At 59.7% G+C, this 23,517-nt stretch carries 3 protein-coding genes; 2 read left to right on the forward strand and 1 reads right to left on the reverse strand.

Annotated elements, in window-relative coordinates:
• Positions 1-560 precede the first annotated feature (560 nt).
• Together J3U88_RS19740 and J3U88_RS19745 are read left to right on the forward strand one after the other, a co-directional pair.
• The gene (locus J3U88_RS19740) at positions 561-20,960 is read left to right on the forward strand and encodes a non-ribosomal peptide synthetase (protein WP_207860672.1); all 20,400 of its coding nucleotides are present in this window, start codon (positions 561-563) and stop codon (positions 20,958-20,960) included.
• A gap of 486 nt (positions 20,961-21,446) precedes the next feature.
• Positions 21,447-22,379 (forward strand): transposase, encoded by a 933-nt coding sequence (locus J3U88_RS19745; RefSeq protein ID WP_207860673.1) that lies wholly within the window; start codon positions 21,447-21,449, stop codon positions 22,377-22,379.
• 692 nt (positions 22,380-23,071) lie between these two features.
• Here J3U88_RS19745 and J3U88_RS19750 read toward each other — a convergent pair.
• Complete coding sequence (locus J3U88_RS19750; RefSeq protein ID WP_207860674.1) at positions 23,072-23,479, reverse strand: YybH family protein; 408 nt, start codon at positions 23,477-23,479, stop codon at positions 23,072-23,074.
• Positions 23,480-23,517: the final 38 nt, after the last annotated feature.

The following is a 23,517-nucleotide window of genomic DNA, read 5'->3' on the forward strand; positions in this document are numbered from 1 at the left end:
GTGAGCCCGATCTCACAACCCGAAAAACGCTTGGCAGGCATCTCTTGGGTTTGTTAGAGTTCGAGGCAACCAAGCGAATTTAAACCTAAGAAGCGCGATAACTCGCGGTAGTTTAACTAAATCTCTGGGCTGCAACGGCTTGTAAAAATGCTCACCGCACCCAGTGGGTGCGCGTCGTGCACGACCCCGGCCCGCTTTTCCCAAGCCATTTCGCTCCAGACATTTAGCCAAACCTCCTCGCGCTTATCGCGCCTCTTAGGTTAAATCGCCCGAACGCGCCGAACTGGAACGGTGAAACCACGGTTGCAGTTCAAAACCGTCGCAGGTCTTTCACCTAAGGTGAGCGATTCTTGGCGGCGCAATTGCATCCACCCAAATCGCACACTTTAAGGTTTCAAACTGCGTCCCACCTCCCCTGTGTTTTGGTTTAAACTCGTCAGTGTCTTCTTGTTGCCAATTTAAGGGTTCGCACCCAGCGTCGCGGGGTGATCCACGGTGAACCTCCGCCCGCCGCGCGCCGAACCGCGCGCCGATTCCTTCACCGTTCCGAGGTTCCTGATTTGTCCACTTCCTCCGGTTACCCGCTGACCCCCACCCAACGCAACGTTTGGTTCGATCAGCTCCGCTATCCCGACAGTGTTTTGTACAACCTCGGCGGTTTTGCCCACATCCGCGGCGCCCTCGATGCCGACCTGCTCGGCGTTTCGCTGCGCCACCAAATCAACAGCCACGACAGCATGCGCCTGTTTTTCAAAACCGACACCCAGGGCGAACCTATTCAAAGCGCGGTGGCCCACCTGGAAATCGCGCTCGAGTTGGTCGATCTGGAAACGGAACCGGAACGCTCCTGGCGTGAGGAGGGCGAAAGCCTGTTCCGCACGCCCTTTAACCTAGCCAAAGCGCCGCTGTTCCGCTTTCGCCTTTACCGCGAAAACGACAAAAAATACCACTTGCTTTGCATTTTCCACCACCTCACGGTCGACGGTTACGGCGTGTTTATGTTCGTCGACCGCCTGTTCCAGGACTACCAACACTTGGCCGCGGGCGGCAACCTCGACCACGGCGGCCGTCCGGCTTTTCTACAACAGGGCCGACGCTTATCCACGACCCGCCTCGAAAAAAGCAAGGCTTTCTGGCGTACCCGCCTCGCCGACCTGCCACCCGCCCTGGAACCGGTCGTCAGCGGTCGTCCCAAAACGCCCCCGACCGGCGAACTCAAAGCGGGCTTGTTTGCGGGCACCCTGCCCCGTCAGTTGGTGCGGGATCTCAAGTGGTTCGCGGCCCAGCACCAAACGGCGCTGTTCCCGATCTTCCTCAACGCCTACGCTTTATGTCTGGCCCACCTCTTCGACCGGCGCCGCACCGCGGTCGGCGTATCCCTGCTCAACCGCTCCGGCCGCCGCGGCAAAGCCACCCTCGGCCATTTCGCCGACAACACGCTGGTCGTGCCCGACGTGGATCTAAAGGTGCCCTTCTACAAAAACACCATGGCGGTTAAACGGGAACTCAACCAAGTCTACCGCCACCACGGCCAACCCTTCGCGACCCTCGCAAAATGGGGGATGAGCCAAGGTCTTTCCCGCTTATTCGAGGCCTCGTTCAGTTACGAAACGCCCGGTTTCGATTTTAATTACGGCGATTTGGAGTTGGATTACGAGGCGTTAATCACCCACCAGCTCACCCACCCGCTGCACCTGAGCATTCGCAACTATCGCGAGGATCGCGACTTATTGGTCCTACTTGAATACCAGGAACAGTTCATCGACGCCTTCGGCGCTGAAGAATTAACCCGCTGGTTCTGCCAAATCCTGCAAGAGGCCGCGGCCAACCCAACCCATACCGGGCAACAAATCATTAACGCGGTCGCCGAACGCGATACCCGCCCGCGTCAATGGTCCAAACGGGACACGCCGGCCCCGCCGCCCGGCCCCAACGTGGCCCGCCTGTTCCACGAACGGGCCGAGGCCTATCCACAACGCACGGCCCTGGTCGTAGGCGGTAACCCAACGAGTTACGCCACCCTTGCCAAAAACATCCATCGCCTCGCCACGCGCCTGCGCACCCGCCACGGTCTCCAACGCGGCGAGGTCGTCGGTGTTTTATCCGAAAACAGCGCCTCTTTTGTGATCGGCGCATTCGCCACCCTACAGGTCGGCGGCGTCTTCTTACCGATGAACCCGGACGAACCGGCCGCGCGCGGCAAGGAACTGCTGCAACGCGCCGGCGCGCGCCTGCTGCTTACGGACAACCGTCTCCACGACCGCGCCATGCACCGCGACGGCATCGACATCGTCCCGTTCGAGGAAGAGGCAATCGGTTTACGCGCCGCCCACAACTTGGCCCAGGCCTACAAGGACGATCCCGTTGAACTGACCCCGCACGACACCGCCTACCTCATATATACATCGGGCACGAGCGGCGCCCCTAAGGCGGTGGCGGTTCCCCACGGCGCCCTCACCAACCTGGTCACCCAATTTTTGGCCAAAGACTTCGCCGACCTGCCGCAACCGCAGCGCATCGCCGTGATTGATGTTTTTTATTTCGACGCCGCTTACCACTCCTTGTTCGGCGCCTTGCTCCACGGCCACACCCTTTACATCTGTCCGCGTGAAACCGCCGCCGACGCCCGACAACTCATGCTCTACCTGGAAAAACACGAGATCGACGGCATCGGCCTCAACCCGCGGCTGATCACCCAACTCTACAGCCTGCCCGCCATGCGCCACCGCCGCCTGCCGCGCGGTTTTGTGGAAACCGGCAATGAGGCGGTCGGGCTGGAAGAAGTGAGCCGCCTGCTGGACGATCCCGCCCGCGCCGATCTGCGCTTGATCAACTACTACGGCCCCACCGAAACCTGCGTCGAAGTAACCCGCCACGAAATCGAACTGGAGCGGGTACGCGAGCAAGGCACGGTGCCCATCGGCAAACCCGACGGTGGCTACCACATCCTGATCCTCAACCGCCACGGCGACTTAACCCCGCCGGGATTTATCGGCGAAATCCACATCGGCGGGCCCGGCTTAGCCCACGGTTATCGCGGCGACCCGGCGGCAACGGCCGAACGTTTTGTACCCAGCCCTTTCGGCAACGGCGCACGCCTCTACCGCACCGGCGACTTGGCCCGTTGGTTGCCCGACGGCACCATCGCTTTTGTCGGCCGTCTCGATCAGCAGATGAAAGTCGCGGGCTACCGCGTCGAGGCGGGCGAGGTAGAGCACCATCTCAAACGCATCGAAGACATCCGCGACGCGGCGGTTAAAATGGTGCGCAACACACGCGGCGAATGGCAACTGGCAGCCTACCTGGAAGCCAACCATGATTTGGATACGGATGCAGTGCGCGAGGTGTTGACCCGCGCCCTGCCCCACTATATGATTCCCAGCCACTTTACCCTGGTAGGCAAACTCCCCTACTCGGATCGCGGCAAGGTCAACAAACGTGCCTTACCACTCCCGAGCGAAGCACGCGCGGCCGACAACATGGGACCACGCGACGACTTGGAGCGCCTGCTGGTTTACCTGTTCAGTAAGGTGCTGGCGCTGCCCGAGGTGGGCATCCACGACAACTTCTTCGCGCTGGGCGGTCAAAGCCTGAGCGGCACCCGCCTGATCAACGAGCTGCGGGCAGAGGGCTTGAACCTGCGCTTTCGCGACCTTTTCGAACGACCCACCGTGGACGCCCTCGCCAAAATCCTGCGCCGGCCCGGTCACAAGGCGCCACCGCCCATTCAGGCAAGCGCGGAACAAAGTGATTATCCCTGTTCCCACGGCCAGGAGCGTTTGTGGCTCTTGCAACAGGTGGAACAGAACAAGGCCACCTACAACATGGTCGGCGCCTACTGGCTGGAAGGTAATTTAGACCGCGACGCGCTGGAACTGGCCACGCGTTTGATGTTCCAGTACCACGGCATTTTGCGAACCACCATTCACTTGGTCAACAACGAGCCCCGGCAACGCATCAACCCCATGCCCGACGTGTTGATCAAAGACGTCGATTTCCGTGATAAACCCGACCCAACCGCCTCGGCCATCCGTGCCACGCGACGTTTCAGCGCGGCGCCCTTCGACCTCACCGAAGGCCCGTTAATTCGCTTGATCCTGATCCAAACCGAAACGCGGCGTTACCTGTTATCGCTGTGCCTGCATCACATCGCGGGCGACGCGGTTTCGGTCGACCGTCTGCTCGAACAGTTTTCCCAGGCTTACAACGCCTACCATCAGGGCGCCAAGGTCACCCTCAAAAAACCGCGCCTCCAGTACCGCGATTATGCGGTTTGGCAACGGGGCCGCGCCTTGCTGGGCTCCTGGCAGGTATCGCGGCGTTTCTGGAACAACCGCCTCGCCGATCTACCGGAACCTCTGCTCTTACCCATTGATTTCCAGAGGCCCCCGGTGCGCACCGGCGCGGGTCATGTGGTCCGCACCAAATGGGAACCCTCGCTCACGGCGATGATTGATCGCTTGGCAAGGGACCGTTCGGCGACACGGTTCGCCGTGTTGTACGCCTTGACCACCGCCTTTTTCTACCGCCTGACCGGTCAGGACGATATTTTGCTGGGGACCCCTTCCTCCGGGCGTACCCATCCCGATCTGAAACCCATTATCGGGTTCATGGTCAATACCATCGTGTTGCGAAGCCGGATCAACGGTCACATGAACCTGCCGACGCTGTTGGAACAATCGGCAAAAACCATCGCCAACGCCTTCGACCACGGCGACTATCCTTTTGACTTAATGGTCGAAGCACAAACCGGTCGACGGGACCCCTCGCGCAACCCACTCTTCGACGTGCTGATCACGCTGGAACAAAGTGAACCCGTCACCATCAATTTAAGCGAGCTGCGTACCGAGGCTTTGGATATCGCGCCAAACCTCACCAAATTCGACCTTATCTTCAACTTTAAACGCAATGAACATCATCTCATCTTGGAGGCCCAATACAACACCGATTTGTTTCGGCCGACCACCATCGACGCCTTACTGCAGCGCTTCACCACCTTGGCCTCCGCCTGGGCCGAACAACCGGAATGCCCGCTGGCCCGCATTCACCTGTTGTCCGTGGCGGAATGGAACCGCCTGAACAGCTCGCCGCTTTCCGCCACGCTCAAGTACCGTCATCTGTTTGACGCCTTTGAAGCGACCTGTTTGCAGTTCCCGGATCGGGCGGCGGTGCAGATGCCCGACCGCACCCTTTCCTATGAAGAGCTGGGCCTGATGACGATGCAACTGCTGGGTCACCCCGAGTTTATCGACCGGGTAACCCCGGGCGGCGTGGTGGCGGTGGAAGCCCGCCGCGGCCCGGAAGCGGTGGCGGCGTCCCTGGCGATCAGCGCCCGCGGCGCGGCCTTCGTCTGGCTGGATCCCCGCCAACCCCGTGAGAAATTAGCGGCCATGTTCGACGCGGTCTCGATGAATCTGTTCCTGCGCAGCACACCCCCAATACGCGACGGCACCTCACCGTTACCCGAACACGTCACCGAACGCACGATTGCCGCCCTTGTGGCGGATCGTCACGCGGCAACCCAGATTCCCGACGTCCCCCGTCACCCCCAACAGATTGCCTACATCGTGTTTACCTCGGGTTCAACCGGTAGCCCCAAACCCATCGCCGTCAGCCACGACGCCTTGCTCCACCAACTCGACGCCACCCGCCAAGACTTGGCGCTGCGTTACCCGGCCCAGCTTCACATCGCGGGCACAAGTAGCATGATGTTCGATGCGGCGATGGACGAAATTTGGGCGACCCTGGTCGACGGCCACACCTGGCACCCCATGACGGAAGAAACCCGCCGCGATCCCCACCAACTTCTGCATTTCCTGGAAACCCAAACCATTCACACCTTGGTCACCACCCCCAGTTACCTCGACGTGTTGCTCGACGCGGGTTTGGGTTTGCGCCCCTTGCGTCTGGAAACCTTGCGGCTTGGGGGCGAGGTCCTTAAGGCATCGCAGATCAAACGCTTGCGCGACCGCACCCACAGCGCGGCCGTCACGGTGTTTAACTATTACGGCCCCAGCGAGGTGTGCGTCAACGCCACCCATTTCCAACTTAAACCCGGCCCCGCCTCCGAACAACATCCCCCCATTGGCACGGCAATCCCCCATATGTCGGTGCTCCTGATGGACCGCGACGGCAACCCGGTGCCCGCGGGTTTCACCGGCGAAATCTGCATCGCGGGCGCCGGTCTTGCCCACGGTTACCCCAACAGCCCCCGCGAAACCGCCGCCGCCTTCAGGCCCCACCCGCTGCAAAACGGCGCGCGCATCTACCACTCCGGCGACCTAGGCCGCTTGGACGAACAGGGCAATCTGCATTTCCTCGGACGCCGCGATCGACAGGTCAAAATCCGCGGCTATCGCATTGAATGCGGCGAAATTGAGCAAGCCCTATCCAGCCTGGAAGGGGTTTCCGCGGCCGTGGTCCAGCCGTTTGTGGATTCATCCGGGCAATGGGAATTAGCGGCTTACGTGGTCGCCAAACAACAGGAAACCGCGGAGTTACGTCGTCAACTGCACACCAAATTGCCAGCCTACATGGAACCAGCGGTATTCATTCACCTGCATACTTTGCCGCTCTCCCGCAACGGCAAGGTCGACCGCAAAGCCTTGCCTGACCCGTTGGCCGAAATCCCCGACGAAAACCGCGGCTTCGCGGCACCCAACGACGGGTTGGAACGGCTGCTCTCTGATTTGTGGCGCGGTGTTTTGGGCCACGAACGCATTGGCCGCAACGACAACTTTTTCGATCTGGGCGGCAACAGCCTCAAGGCGGCACGCCTGGCGGTGGCCATTCATCGTCGCCTGGATACCCGCCCGGCCACGCGCGATCTCTTCGCCCATCCGACCATTGCCGAATTGGCGGTACATCTGTGTCAGCGGGAACCCAACCTCTACCATCCCATCCCCAAAGCCCCGCAACAAGCCACCTACCCGGTTTCTAACAGCCAACAACGACTGTGGACCGCGCGCCAGTTGGCCGGCGATTCAGCGGCCTACAATTTACCGGAATGTTGGTGGTTGACGGGTCGCCTCAACAAAATCGCCTTGGAACAAGCATTCAAAACCGTGTTCGCCGCCTACCAGGTGTTGCGCACCCGGTTTGTGATGGAAGGTGCCGAGCTGCGCCAAATCGTCGACGAATCGGCCGAACTCCCACTCGCCTTTGAAGATTTTTCCGAGGAGAACGAAGCGGAAAAAGCGGCTTTGCGGCTGGCGGTTAACGAAGCCAACATCCCGTTTAACCTGGAAACAGAAGTACCGATCCGCGTGCTGTTGGTGCGCACCGAACCCACCCGCCACCTGCTGGTGGTCACGCTGCACCACATCGCCGCCGACGGCTGGTCGATGCCGATCCTATGGTCGCGGGTGGCGGCGGCCTACAACGCGGCGACCACGCCCTTGGAGGAAGCACCGCCGGCCCCCGCGATTCAGTACGTGGATTATGCGGTGTGGCAGGGCCGTCAATTGGAAAGCGGCGCCCTTGCCGATCAGGAAACCTATTGGCTAAAGCAGATGGGGGGCGAGTTGCCGAAGTTGCAATTGGTCACGGACGGACCGCGTCCGGCGCTGCGCAGCTACAAAGGCGCGGACCACCGCTTCCGCCTGGACGGCCCCACCAGCCGCGCGGTCCACGCGCTCTCCCGCAACCAAGGCACCACGGTGTTTTCCATTCTCAGTTCCGCGGTTTTTGCACTTTTGTACCGCTACTCGGGGCAAAGTGACTTGATGTGCGGGGTAACGGTTGCGGGTCGGCGCCACATCGACCTGGACCAGCAAATCGGTTTGTTCCTCAACACGCTGCCGCTGCGTTGCTCGGTTGACGGCGCGGCACCCTTCCACCGCCTCATGCAGGCTATCGCCGAACTCCTGGGCGACGCTTTGGCTCACGGCGATTACCCGATTGACCGCCTCATCGAAAAACTCGAGCTCAAGCCGGACCCGGCCCGCTCGCCCCTGTTTGACGTACTGCTGGTGAACCAGGACACCGTCGCCGAACCGCCGCGTCTCCCCGGCATCACCGCCACCCCCCACGAAATCGTCAAACAACAAGCCAAATTCGACCTTACTTTTTATTTCCAGGACGAGGGCAAACGCATCGGTTTGGCGCTGGAGTACAACGCCGAACTTTTCACGCCCGAACGCATGCAACAGATGGCGGGTCACCTCACCCGCCTGATCAAAGGTGCGGTCCAGGAACCGCATCGTTCGGTGGGCATGCTCGACATGCTTACCAGTTCGGAACGCCACCGCCTGGTCTTCGGCGTCAACCAAACGGCCTTTGCCTTCGACAACAACTACACCCTGGGCGAGGCCTTTTCAGCGGGCGCGGCGCTGTATCCCAACCGCACCGCGCTCCATTTCGCGGGCACCAGCCATACCTACGCGGAGCTGGACCAGCTTACCAACCGCCTGGCCAACGCCCTGGTGGCCCAACACGCGGTCGGTGCCGGCGATTTCACGGCCATTTATACGCGTCGCTCCGACTGGACCGTGATTGCCATCTTGGCCGCGCTTAAAGCCGGCGCCGCCTTTGTTCCGCTTGATTTGGAACTGCCCCCCTCGCGCGCGGCCTTTATGGTCAAGGATGCGGGCTGTCGCTTGATTCTCAGCGACGGTTCACCGCTGCCCAAAGAAGTCGCGGCTACCGGCGCGGCGGTGGTTGACCTGCGCACCGTCGACGGCGCCGAATCCGCCTTGCCGGCTCGGACCACCCCGCTCGGACCGGCTTATGCCATTTACACCTCGGGTTCAACCGGAAAACCCAAGGGTGTGTTGGTGGCGCACCGCTCCGTCATGAACCTGGTTTTCGGCCTGGAAGCCTCCGTTTACGGCCAACACCGCGAACACCTCCACGAGGCACTGGTGGCGCCCTTCATTTTCGACGCCTCGATTCAGCAGGTTTTCGGCGCGCTTTTGCTGTGTCACACCCTGCACGTGTTGGACGAAACCACCCGGCGCGACGCCGCCACCTTGTGCCGCCACCTCCAAACCCAGGACATCCACATTTTCGATATCACGCCCGGCCTGTTCCACGCCCTGTTGGAGGCCGGTTTCGGCAACGAACCGGGCGGCAACATCAAACACATCACCATCGGTTCGGAACTGGTGGCCACGGATTTGATTCGCACCTGGCGGGCCCGACCGGGCGCGCAACAGGTCGCCATGACCAACACGTACGGCCCGACCGAGGCCTGCGTTGAGGTCACCGCTTATCAACTCGGCGATGAACTGGACACCTCCCTTCCCAGCATCCCTATCGGCAAACCCATGCCCAACACCCGCGTCTACCTGCTGGAACGCGACGGCGATTTGGCGCCCATCGGCGTTCCCGGCGAAATTTGCATCGCGGGCGAGGGTTTGGCGCTCGGCTACCTCAACCGCGCCGACCTTACCGCCGCCGCCTTCCGACCCAACCCTTGGGAAGCGGGCGAACGGCTTTACTACACCGGTGATTTGGCGGTGCGCTTACCCAGCGGCGACATCGTTTTCCTTGGCCGCCGCGACCACCAGGTCAAAATCCACGGCTACCGCATCGAGTGCGGCGAGGTGGAACAAGCACTGCTGCGCCATCCGCAAATCGAAGGCGCGGTGGTGACCGCGCGCGGCTTTGACGGGGGCAACCACGAATTGGTGGCCTATTTGATCGGCGAAGAAGTTCCGCTGGTGCCGTTACGCGAACATTTGGCGGCCTTCCTACCCCACTATATGATTCCGAGGTTTCTGGTTTTCCTGGAGCGCTTCCCGCTCAACGCCAACAACAAGGTGGACCGCGACAAATTACCCGACCCCCGTGATCGCAGCCCGGAGGCCGGCGTCCACGTGCCACCCCGCGACCGGCTCGAGGCCAAATTGTTGGACCTGTGGCGGGCGCTGTTGGGCTTGTCTGCCGACGACAAGCTGGGCGTTCACGATCACTTCTTCGAAAAAGGCGGGCACAGCTTGACAGCAACCCGCTTGGCGGCGGCGATTCACCGGGTGTTGGGTGTGCGGCTCCCGCTGCGGGTGTTGTTTGAAGCCTGTAGCGTGGCGGCCCAAGCCGAGATCATTCGCGAGGAAGAACCCAGCGCCTTTATTCCGATTCAACCCATTCCCACCGCGCCCCACTATCCGCTTTCCCATGCCCAAAAACGCCTCTGGCTGTTAAGCCAGGTGGGCGAAGACCAGACCACGTACAACATTCCAGCCTACACCCAACTCGTGGGTGATTTGGACGTTTCCGCCCTGCGCGCCTCCTTTATGGCGATGATGCGGCGCCATGAATCGCTGCGTACCACCTTCGCCATGGTCGACGGCGAGCCCCGCCAATTCGTCCACGCCGGCCGGCCGCTGCCCTTTAGCGAGGTCCACCTCGACGATTTGGATGACGCGGATCTGGTTGCCCAAGGTTATGCACAAAAAGAGTTCAACAAAGCCTTTGACCTCAGCACCGGCCCCCTGATGCGCATCACGCTATTGAAGCTGGAGGCGAAACGCCACCTGCTCCTGGTGACCATGCACCACATCATTAGCGACGGTTGGTCGATGGGGATTTGGCTCAAGGAGCTGAGTTATTTTTACACCGCCCAGGTTCAGGGACGCGCGCCGCGGTTACCCGAACTGGGTGTGCAATACCGCGATTACGCCCACTGGCAAACCCGTTTGCTGAACACGCCGATGTTGCAGAAACAACGCGCATACTGGTTGGACCAACTCAAAGGTCCGCGCGCCGATTGCAGCATGCCGACCGCCAAACCGCGACCGCGCATCCGCACCGCCAACGGCGCCACCCACCATTTCCAATTGGATCCGCCGCTGGTGAACGGTTTGCGGGCGCTGGGTTTGCGACACGGCGCCTCTTTGTTTATGACCCTGGTCGCACTCCTCAAGGTCGTGCTCCTGCGCTACAGCGGGCGCAAGGATATCCGCGTGGGTTCGGCCGTTGCCAACCGAACCCATGCCGATTTGGAAGGGGTCATCGGTTTTTTTGTGAATAACTTGGTGCTGCGCGAAAAACTCGAACCCGACATGACCTTCGAGCAGGTGCTCAACGCCGTGCGCCAAACCACCACCGCCGCATACGAAAACCAGGATTACCCCTTCGATTTACTGGCCGAGGAACTGGACGGCCAACGCGATCCGGCCCGCCACCCCCTGTTTGATGTATTTGTGGTGCTGCAAAACAACGAGTTGGACCCGCCCGAGTTGCCCCACCTTCAATTGGTTCCGTTCGACATGCGCACCGCTATTGCCAAATTCGACCTCATGCTGGATTTCCACGAGGACGGTGAAGCCCTGGACGTGCGACTGGAGTACAGCAGCGACATTTACACCAGCGCCGGCATGTTCCGCCTCATCGCCCACATTGTCGAACTCACCCGCAGCGTGCTGGCCCACCCGCGGCGGCCCGTCGCGCGCCTCGACATGCTGACCCAACTGGACCGCATCCAACTGTTCTCGACCTTCTGCCCGGACCAGCAGGTATTCTCACAAACCGAAACCGTCATCGAACTTTTTGAGGCGGCCGCCTCACGCATGCACCGCGAAACGGCCCTCGTCTATGGTGAGAAACGCTGGACCTATCACCAGCTCAACCAGGCCGTCAACCAATGGGCCCATTTTCTGCGCCAGGAGCAGGGTATCGAACCGGGCGATGTCGTCGGTGTGTTGGCCAACCGCGATCCCTGGTCGGTGGTGGCCCTACTGGCCGTGCTCAAAGCGGGCGGGGTGTACCTGCCCATTGATCCCGATAACCCGGCCACGCGTCGCGCCGCCATCATCGCCGACGCCGGGTGTCGCCGCATCCTCGTCGGCCGCGATCAGGACTTGCCCGAACTCGCCTTCGCGCCACCTGTCTATGAATTGGAACGGCTACCCAATACCTCGAAAATCAATCCCGGCATCGTCTGCCACCAAAACGACCCCGCCTACATCGTTTATACCTCGGGTGCAACCGGTCATCCCAAGGGTGTTTTGGGTACGCACCGTTGCCTCTACAACCTGGTCCAGTGGCAACGCGCCAACAACCGCTCCATGCGGGAAATGCGCACCATCCAATACGCGCCGCTGGGTTTCGACGTTTCGCTGCAGGAAATCTTGTTCACCCTCACCACTCACGGCGAGTTGCACCTGATTCCCGACAGCCTGCGCGGCGATTTACCCGCGCTCACCGACCTCATCCAGGCCGAGTCGATTGAATCGATTACCATGCCTTTTTCGGTGCTCAACCTGTTTCTGCACGAACAGGCCGATTTGGAAAAACTCGCCTCCTTGCGCCACGTGATCACCTCCGGCGAGCAGCCGTATTTCACACGCGGCATCCGTCGCTTCCTCGAACACTTCACCGACGCCCGGCTCCACAACCAATACGGCCCCAGTGAAACCCACGTGGTCACCAACTTCACGCTGAACCACGAATCCGAGGTCGAAGACCGCATTCCTCTCGGTCGGCCGATTAGCAACTCGCGCGTCTATGTTATTGATGATTTGGGCCAAGTGGCACCCATCGGCTGCTACGGCGAGATTTGGATTGGCGGCGCCAATGTCGGCCTGGGTTACGTCAACCAACCCGAACTCACCAAGGCGCGCTTTACCGCCACCAAAAACCTACCGGACAAAACCGTGTACCGCACCGGCGACCGCGGACGCTGGACCGAGGACGGGCTGCTTGAATTTATCGGTCGGGCCGACGAACAGGTCAAAATACGCGGTTACCGTGTGGAATTCAGCGAGATTCGCCGCGCCTTGGAAAGCCACGGGTCCGTCAACGAATCGGCCGTTATTGTTTGGACCGATCCCGAGGGCGATACCCAGATGCTCGCCTATTACGCGTCGCGTCCGCGCGTGGCCGCCTCGGTACTGCGCCAGTACATTGCGGCGCGGCTGCCCGCCTACATGGTGCCCGTCTTTATGTTCCCGCTGGATCATTTACCCAAAACCCACACCGGTAAGTTGGACCGCGCCGCGTTGCCGCGTCCCATCCCACGACGCGGCACCAAGGTTCATCCCCCGGCCGAACCCACCAACGCCGTGGAGAAACGGTTACAAGATCTGTGGCAGGACGTGCTCGGCACCGTCCCCATCGGCATCGATGATCCCTTTTTCGAACTGGGCGGGACCAGCTTGAAGGCCATGCGTTTGGTTCACGAAATTCACACCAAGCTGGGTTTCCAAATCCGGCCCCGCGATTTATTTCAGGCCGGCACCATCCGGCGCCTTGCCGCCGAAGCGGAAAGCTTCCCGCGCGGACCGCTCCAGCCCCTACCCGCGAGCGGTCCCGCGGCGCACCACCCCGTCGGCGACGGGCAACTACGTCTGTGGCTGCACCAGCAAAACGAACCAAACGATGTGAGTTACAACGTCACCGCTTTTTACGAGGTGAAGGGCGCCTGTTACGGCAGTCTCTTCCGCAAGGCCGTCGAAACCTTGGTGGCCCGTCACGAAATTTTGCGTACCACCTACCGCCTGATCAACGATGAGCTGCGCCAAATCGTGGGCGAGGCCCGCTCCGGTATTCAGGTCATGGATCTGAGCCATCTCAATGAAGAGGACCGCCACATCGAAGCAGAACACATTGCCTGCCGCGAGGCCGAAACCCCTTTTGATTTGGCGACCGGCCCCGTGCTGCGCGCCACCTTGGTTCGCTTCGACGACACCCATTATTTGATTCTGCTGAACATCCACCATATCGCCGTTGACGGCCTATCCCTCCGGTTCTTAGTCGAAGAATTACAACTTTTGTACCACGCTTTAATTAACGATTACCCAAACCCACTCGAACTTAAGCGCCGCCAGTATCGCGACGCCGTCGCCTACCTGCGGCGCAGCCGCGGCCCAGAGCTGCTCGCGGCCCAGCGCACTTATTGGCGCGCGCATCTTACGCCCCTGCCCGCCCCGCTCAAGCTTCCCACCTTCCAACCGAGACCGCCCGTGAAGGACAGCTCAGGGGCGATCCATTTCGTTTCTCTCGGCGAGACCCTGGGTCGTGACTTGGCGCGGTTCGCCGCAAAGCAAAATAAATCCCTGTTCATGGTACTCCACGCGCTGGTGAACACCCTGCTTTATCGCTACACCGGCCAGGAAGACATCGTCATCGGCACCCCCGACGCGGGCAGAGACCACCCCGAGCTCGCCGACCAAGTCGGTTATTTCGTCAACATGCTGCCCCTGCGCACCCGGGTCGACGGCAACCAAAGCTTCGCCGCGCTATTGGACGCGAGTGCCGAGATCGCGATGGCCGCCTACGACCACGCGGCCCTGCCATTCGACGACGTGGTCGCCGCGGTCAACCCGCCCACCGACCTCTCGCGTTCACCGCTGTTCGACGTTGTCCTTGTGCTCCAGGACGGCGTTGAAGACATGCCCGATCTGGACGGTTTATCCCTAAAACCCTATCCCTGCCGCCACATCAACAGCCGCTTCGACCTAACTTTTAACATCACCCAAAACGGGTCCGACCTGATGTTGGCCCTTGAATACCGAACCGCATTGTTCGAGCCGAAATTTATGGCCCGCTGCGGTCGCCATTTCCTCGAACTGGCCGAGCAAGTTTGCCGCCGCCCAGAGCAACGCATCGCCTGCTTTAACCTGCTCCACCAAAGCGAATGGCAACGCCTGGAATCCTTCCAAAATGTGGCCGGCCTGACCCTACCCAACGTGGACACCATGACCCTGTTTGGGGAACGGGCCAAACAATACGCCGACGAACTCGCCGTTTTTTCCCGCAAACAAAAATTGACCTATGCCGAATTAGACCACTACGCCAACGGGCTCGCCTACACCCTGCTCAAACGCAAAGAGCTAAAGGGACGCGAGCCCGTGGTTGCCGTGTTGTGCGAACCAAACGCATCCGCCGTCGTGTTTCTACTCGCGATCCTCAAAGCCGGCGCGGTTTACCTGCCGATCAGCCAGGCCGTTCCCGGTGATCGCGCCCTCGCGATGCTCCAGGACGCCGGCGCGGTACTCCTGATCGGTCCCGAACATCTCTACCGGGACCTGCAAGCTTGGCTCGAGGATCCGCTCGAAATCCCGGTCCTGATCCAAAACAAGCTACCCCGGCCCCGCAAGAAACTGACCCGCCCGCCGGTCGACCTCGACCAAGCCGCAACCATCATTTTCACTTCTGGTTCCACCGGACGACCCAAGGGTGTTGTCAGCACCCATCGTGGTTTGATCAACACCGCGCTGGACCAGGGTCGCGCCTTCGAAATCAGCCCACGCGACCGCCTGCTCAAGTTGGCCGATCTCGGTTTTGACGCCTCGCTGTACGAAACCTTCATCGCCTTGTTCCACGGCGCCTCGCTGTACTGCGTCGATTACGAAACCTACCGCGACCAGAACCACTTCCTCGCATACATCGCCGAAAACGAAATCTCATGGGCCTTGATGCCGCCCGCCTACATGCGCACCTTGGACCGCAAAGACCTGCCCACCTTGAAGTTCCTCATTTCAGCCGGGGAGAGTGGCGATCCGGGAGACCTGCGTTACTACGCCCAAACCAAAACCGTGATTAACGCCTACGGCCCAACCGAAACCTCCGTTTGCGCCTCCAACCACTTCGTGGAGCCGCACCGTCGCTATCCCTTCGGCGTGCCGCTCGGGCATCCCCTCGCCAATTGCGAGCTTTGGGTCCTCAACCAACAGTTCATGCCGATGCCCATCGGGGTCACCGGCGAGATTGCCATCGGTGGGCCCGGTCTGGCACGCGGTTACCTCGATCCACGCTGGACCGCCGAACGTTTTGTGCCTCACCCCTTCTCACACGGCGAACGGCTGTACCTAACCGGCGATCTCGGATTCTGGAACGAGCAAGGCGAACTTGTGTTTATGGGTCGCCGTGACAACCAGGTGAGTTTGCACGGGTTTCGGATAGAATGCGGCGAGGTGGCCCATGCCCTGCGGGACAACCCCCGGGTTAAGGACGCCTACGTCATGGTTCGCGAGGTCGCCGCCAACCTTCACCTCACCGCCTACATCGTGCAACAAACGCCGGTCACCGCCGATGAATTGCGCCACCACCTATTGCACCGCCTCATTTCTTACATGGTCCCCAGTCATTACATTTTCCTGGAGGCGCTCCCGCTTACCGCCAACGGCAAAATCGACGTCAAGCGCCTGCCTGAACCCACGCGCGGCGGAATTCGTCCCGACGACCTCGATCCACCCCGTGACCGCTTCGAACAAATGCTGTTCGATCTGTTTTGTCTGATCCTCAACCTCGAGGAAGTCAGTCTGTACGATCATTTCTTTGAGCTGGGTGGCCATAGTCTATCCGCCATCAAATTAAAAACGTTGCTTTTGGAGCATTACGGCATCACCCTACACCCGCGCGCCGTCTTCGAGAACCCAACCATCGCCGATTTGGCCCAGCACCTGCGCGACCAAGAAAAATTACGGCGCACCCGTAAACAGACCGTTGAACCGCCGATCCCACGTTACGACCACGGCGGCAGCGAAACCTACCCGGCCTCTTTCGCCCAACAACGCATGTGGGTCCAACACCACCTGGGTTCCCCCGCGTACCACCTCAGCGCGGCATTTTGGGTCGAAGGTTTGCTGGATGTCGTCCGCCTGCGCACGGCCCTGCAAATCCTCATTCAAACCCACGGCGTCCTACGTACCGCCTTCTTCGAACGTGACGGCCAGGCCTGGCAAAAGCTGGTTGCAGTTGAGCAAGCACTTGATTTTAAGGTGGTTGATATCCAGGATGATTGTGCCGACGCCGACGATGTCGATGAGGCCAAAATCGCCAAAGCCTACGCGCTTACCCAACAAGCCGTCGCCGCGCCCTTCGATCTCGGCGCCGGAAAACCCCTGCGCGTCAGGCTGGTCCAACTCAGCGATGATTATTTCCTGCTTGCGCTAACCATCCACCACATCATCGCCGACGGCTGGACCCTGGCGCTCTTTGTGCGCCAATTAAACGAATTAATGACCCGCGCCGGCGATCCCGACCACACCCCCGAACCACCGGCCCTCGGTTACGGCGATTGGGCCGCCTGGCAACGGGCCCGCTTTGCCGAACCAGACGAGGCCGTCAACCGGGCACGTGAATTTTGGCACACCCATTTCAATCCCTTGCCACCGCTCACCCTGCTGCCGACCGACCATCCCCGCGGCGGTATTCGCACCTACGCCGGGGACAGCTTGCAAACCGTCTTCGACAAAGAACTGGGCGGGGCGATGCGCAAACTGGCGGCACGTCAAGGCGCGAGCAGTTACACGACCTGGCTCACCCTCTTCGCCATTTTGCTCTACCGCCAAAGTTCCGCCCGTGATTGGGTCGTCGGCACCGTTGTTTCCGGCCGTGAACGCACCGAGACCGACGCCGTTTTGGGTTTGTTTGCCAACACCTTGGCTCTGCCAATCCACGTTGATCCGCGCGATTCCTTCAAACAATTGCTGCGCAAAACCCACCAACTCTGTAACCGCGCCATCGAATACGGCGAATACCCCTTCGACCTACTGGTCAGCGAACTCGATCCGCCCCGTGACCTGGCCCACCATCCGCTCTTCGACGTCATGTTCTCCTGGCAAAACCAGGACATCGAGGATTTGGATTTCGGTCCCGCTATTCAGTTCACCCCCTCGCGCCAGAGCGAGCCCATCTGCATGTTTGACATTACCCTGCAAATGCGTGACACCCTCGACGGCACCCTCGAATTGGACCTGATATGGCGCAAGGACCTTTACTCACGGGCGCGCATGGCCGAACTGCTCGCCCAGTTCCAACAGCTCGCCGGATCCGCCCTTGCCGCCGCTCACGAACCTGTCGGTTACCTGTCTTTTATTCCGCCCGCCCGCCGCGATTTGATCCAACGCCGTTTCGCCCAAGCCCGCGTCGCCAACTACCCGCGCCACCTTTCCCTGGCCCAATTGATCGAAACGCGTGCCCAACAGTTCCATGACCGCATCGCCTTGGTCGCCGCCGGTGAAAAAATCACCTATGCCACCCTACTCAACCAAGCCCGCGAAATTGCCCACGCCTTGTGGCAGCGCGACATTCGTCTGGAGCAACCCGTCACCGTGTCGCTCGACCGAACCCACACCGAATGGATCCAGTGTTTGCTGGGTATTGTGCTCGCCGGCGGCGTGTTCCACTACATCGACCCGGAATTACCGCTAAACCGCCGTCTCGCCCTGTTGGTCGAAGCCCAATCTACCTTATTGTTCGGGAACCGCGAGGATTGGCCCGAGGAAGAGATCGCCGAGTTAGAAGTCAAATTCACAACGCCCACCTTGCTCCACGAGGATGGTCGCGAACCCGCCCATCACGACGAATTGCCCATTCCCTCGGCCGCAAACCTAGCCTATTTGGTAGCGACCTCCGGCACCTACGGCACGCCCAAGTTGGTTATGGTCGAAGCGCGCGCTTTGATCAACAGCACCTTCGCCAAAATGGACACCTACCAAATTAGCGACCAAGACCACGTGCTCCAATTTGCAGCACCTACCTTTGACGTCGCTTTGTCCGAGGTCTTCACCACCTTTTTTAGCGGCGCTTGCTTGGTGCTGATGGAACGGGAAGCACTCGCCCCCGACCGCTTCCCCGCCTTCTGCGAAACGCACGGTATCACCGTTCTCACCCTGCCACCTTCCTTCCTGCACACCCTCGAAAAAAGACCGCTGCCCGGCGTGCGTTTACTCGCCTCGAGTGGGGATAAGCCGATGCTGGAAGATGTGCGCCACTACGCGCGCCACCACCAGATCGCCAACGCCTACGGGCCGACCGAAACCGCGGTGTGCTCCCACATTCATTTGTTGGACCGCGAGCCCGGTGCTGACGAACGGATTCCCGTCGGTCGCCCCATTCCCAATACCGAAACCTACATTTTGGACGAGCTTGGTCAGTCCTTGCCGGTCGGCGTTGTCGGTGAGGTCGCCATTGCGGGTGAGGGCCTCGCACGCGGTTATTGGGAGGACCCCGCCGCCACCGCCGCCTCCTGGGTACCTCATCCCTTTGCAGAGGGTCGCCGCCTCTACCGTACCGGGGATCGCGGCCGTTGGCGCGGTGACGGCTGCCTCGAGGTCCTCGGCCGTTTTGACGACATGCTGAAAATTCGTGGGTTCCGCATTCATCTCAACGAAATCGCGCGCATGCTCAACAAGCACCAAGCGGTGGATCTCGCCGTCGTCGCCCAGCGAAACGACGGCGCCGACGAACCCTGCCTGGTCGCCTACCTCAAGTGGTTGCCCGCCTATGCACCACCTTCCCCCGCGGAACTTCGCCATTGGCTGGGTCAGCGCCTTCCCCACTATATGGTCCCCACTTTTTACGTGAGCGTGCGCCACTTCCCGACCGGACCCGGCGGCAAAATCCAAATGAATCGCCTGCCCGAACCCGACCCGGCCCGCCACACCGGCAGAGACACCGAGCAATTGTCGCTAACCGGCGAAGTCGCGGCCATACTCGCCGAAATTTGGTCCGCGCTATTGGGCTGCTCCAAACCCCATCCCCAAGACCATTTCTTCGAATTGGGCGGCCACAGCTTGCGTGCCACCGTGCTCACCGCCCGGGTTCGCACCGAACTCAAGCGCGATATCAGCATCCGAGCCGTGTTCCAGACACCGATCTTCAGCGACATGGCCGCGCTGATCGAAGCCGCACCCGTCGCCGATACCAATGCCGTCCAACCCGCGCCGACACCCGACACCTACCCGCTCACCCCCGCGCAGAACCGCCTCTATTTCCTCTATCTGCTTCATGGTGGCACGGACACGACCTGGCATCTCTCCACGGGGTTCCGCATGCACGGCCGCTGGGATTGGGACGCCTTCCGCCGCGCCACCTTGGCCCTCATCAACCGCCACGATGTGTTGCGCACCGCGTTCATCGACGAGGACGGCGTTCCCATGGGTCGCTTGCTCCCAACCGAGACCGTGCGCGCCAACCTCAAGCAATACCTCACCGTGCGCTACACCGCAGACCTAAGCGAAATTACCAAACGGGCTATGGAAACGGTTTACACACCGTTCCAGCTGGAAAAAGGCCTCTCCTGGCGGTTGCTCATTGTCCGCGAGGGTGACGTGGGCACGCGGTTCTACCTCGCCCTTCACCACATCTTAATTGACGGCTGGGGTCTATCCGTCCTGCTCAAGGAGTGGTCACAACTCTACCGCGCCCTCGCCGGAAACAAGCCCAACCCACTACGTCCGAACGATTTGTACTTCGCCGATATGGCCCATCATCTCGCCAACCGCGACTGGCGCCAGGCCCGCGATTTCTGGCGTCAACGCCTCGGCGATGCACCCGACCCCCTGCCACTGCCCTACGATTACGCCCGTGATTTTGACCGTCCCTCGCTAGGTGGCTCGGAACATAAAGAGCTCTCCATTGAAATCACGGAAGCCCTCCAAAGCCTGGCTACCAAACGCGGCACCACCTTGGCCAACACCGTCCTCGCCGTGTGGTTTTTCCTCATGTACCGCCTCACCGCCCGCGAGGATATCGTGATTGGTGTCGGTTACGCCAATCGAGAACTACCGGAAATCCAGGAGATGGTGGGTTTGTTCACCAACGTGTTGCTCATCCGCCTTTCCATGCAGGAAGACCTGACCTTCACCGACCTTTTGGACCGAGTCGCCACGGAAATGGGCGCGGCCATGTCGTTCGGCGATTTCCCCTACGAGTCGGTTGTGGAAATGGTCGAGCCAGAGCGCCGCAACACACGCCAACCGGTGGTTAACGTCATGTACAGCTTCCAAAACTTCCGCGACCCACACGGCGGCGCCGTCGTGTCGGAAGAGGCGGAGCAAGACCCGGACGCCATCTGGGTGCGCCCGACCTTCACCATGCTGGACGACGCCCCGAGCCACGCTACCGCCATGTTCGACCTCACCCTGTTCGCCTACGCGCGGAAAGACGGAACACTGGGCCTCGACTTGGAATACGACGCGGGCCTCTTCGCCTCGGATACGGCAGAATACATGGCCCAAAACCTGGTCGAATTTCTCCAAACCATCGCCACCACCACGAAAGAAGCCTAAGGGCGTGTGACGCGCAAAGCACACGAGCAAAACATGGGGAAATGCCATTTAGAAGGCTTAGAATCGCCCTTCGTCTATCGTCACCACAGACTTTTTTCTGGGTTCTATAAAAAACGGCCTTTAATCAAATTCAGCAGCCTAAACACTTCTCTCCCTGCTAGAATTACCCTCGCCAAACCTCGCATGGAGAGAAATGTTAAACAACTTCGTGCGAACAAAAAATACGCACCCAAGACACGGGCTCACCTGGGAAAATTCGATAAAGGGATTTGTCCAGGCAACCCGACCCAAGTTCAGCCAAGAACCCGGCAACCGGTTTTTTGGAACCTCCATCTTACGAACCTTTGATGTGACAGTCCCCACCTGTCGGTTTGAGAAGGTATTAATCGTCGGCGGGGTGGAGTTCAGCAAAAAAACAGGCTACGCCTTCGTGTTCGGTGATTCCAGCAATCATTCGGTTATTGGTTTGATCGGCGGAGGTTCGACATGAGTCGACGCCCCCGAATCAAACTCGATAAACCCATTGCGTATTACCATGTGATGACCCGAACCGCGCAGCAGGAGTTTTACCTGGATGATTCTTATGTTCCAGGTTTTAAGCATGTTATGCTGGACATCTTCCAAAAAGCGGCCTCGGTTTTTTACGTGAACATTCTCGCTTGGGTGATCATGGATAACCATTACCATTTGTGTCTTGAGGTGGAAAAACCGCCGATGGATCCCGAGGACCTCAGAATTCGTTTTGAGCGCCTCCAGGAGATCAACGTCGGTAAAAGGCGGTGGCAGCCTGAGCTTGCCCATGCCTGCTACAAGCGCTTTACCGATTTATCCGAATTTATGAAATCCATCAATTATCGGACAGCCATCGCGTTCAACCGCGCGCGAGACACAAAGGGTCATCTGTGGGGCGCCAGATACAACAGCAAAGTCGTTGAGGATGAGCACGGCCTGTTGAAAGTCATGTGCTACATCGAGCACAATCCCGTGAAAGCAGGTCTATGCAAGACGTCGTCGTTATACCCCTGGTGTTCTGCCGGTGACCTTAAGCGCCGGCTTGCCGCGGGAAAAACCATTGATTTCCCTGCTATCAACTTTCTCAAGAACCTGCCCCGCAAACGTCGCACACAAAGGTACATCCAGCTAGTGGACGAACTAGCGACGAAACTTCACGGTGATCCCGCAAGTCCTGAGCCGGGCGTTGCATCCTACGAATTGCCGATAACCGATGCCGAGCTTGAAGCGTGGCGCGAAGAGTTCGCATCGAAGGCGCCTGAGGATTGGTCAAACCAGGCGTTTGGTTCAGGGGCATTTCAGATAGAGATCGCGCGGAAGGAACAGGCCAAGAAGCAAAAAATCACCAAGGTCCGGAAAGAGGCGGTTAAACGAAGGCGTATCGATCCAAGCGAACATCCCGGCTAAACATTCCAGATCAAGCACAACTATATTAAACCAAGCTATTTAAAAACAAGCCATGTTTGTTTTTACGCCATAGGTGTGTCTGCCTATGGATTCTTATTCTTGTAGAATTAAGAATCAGGACCAAAATACCCACGTTTCCATCGAAAACAACAGAGCCCACCCACAAATAACCACCCCACCCCTCCCTCCCGGTGAACCTAATGAGCAGAGCTAACCCCCATCTCCATTAAAATCAACCTTTTTCACCTGCCTGTCACCCTCTCGTTTATTAAAATCAACCTTTTTCACCTGCCTGTCACCCTCTCGTTTCCATCGAAAACAACAGAGCCCACCCACAAATAACCACCCCACCACTCCCTCCCGGTGAACCTAATGAGCAGAGCTAACCCCCATCTCCATTAAAATCAACCTTTTTCACCTGCCTGTCACCCTCTCGTTCTTTTACCTGCCTGTCACCCTCTCGCTCTCGTTCTTTTACCTGCCTGTCACCCTCTCGTTGCGGCGGCCGGCGTACCGACGCGGCGACCAATGACGCCAACGGCGACGGTCGGCTCGATGTTCTCGACATGCTTTACATCAACACCCGCGATACCCAGGCAACCTTGTAGCCTTTGGTATCGCAACATCAAAAACCCCCGGCTCCGGTCGAAATCGCCGTGTCCCGGGGGTTATAATTTTTTGCAGACGAAGGGTTAGGCTTTTTTCTGTTCCAACACTTCAAAGTGGTCAAAGGCCAATCGCCAGGCGCCTTGGTCATCTTTAATCCAGCGTTCTTTGTGGATTTCGCCGGCGGCCACGTTCATTGACCAAGTGGCTGCCAACAACACGCTGCCGTCGCTTTCTTCGCTCAGTTTCACCTGACTGTAAACCAATTCGCCCGCCCCTTGCGCCACAAAGGGACGCCAAAAGTCATCGATTTGTTGGTGGCCGATGTAGGTGCCCATCGGCGCGGCGACCATTTCGGCATTGGGCAAATAGGTGGCGACGCAGGTGTCCACGTCGCCGCGGTTAAAGGCGGCAATCCAATTGCGGGAGGCGGTGGCCACCTCGGCCAGAACCAGATGAGAAGCTTGGGTAGAGGTTGGAATGGTCGTAGTCATGGGGAACTCCTTGAGCAAGTTTTAGAAGCGGGGTGATC

The sequence above is a fragment of the Acanthopleuribacter pedis genome, assembly GCF_017377855.1.
Lineage (GTDB): Bacteria > Acidobacteriota > Holophagae > Acanthopleuribacterales > Acanthopleuribacteraceae > Acanthopleuribacter > Acanthopleuribacter pedis.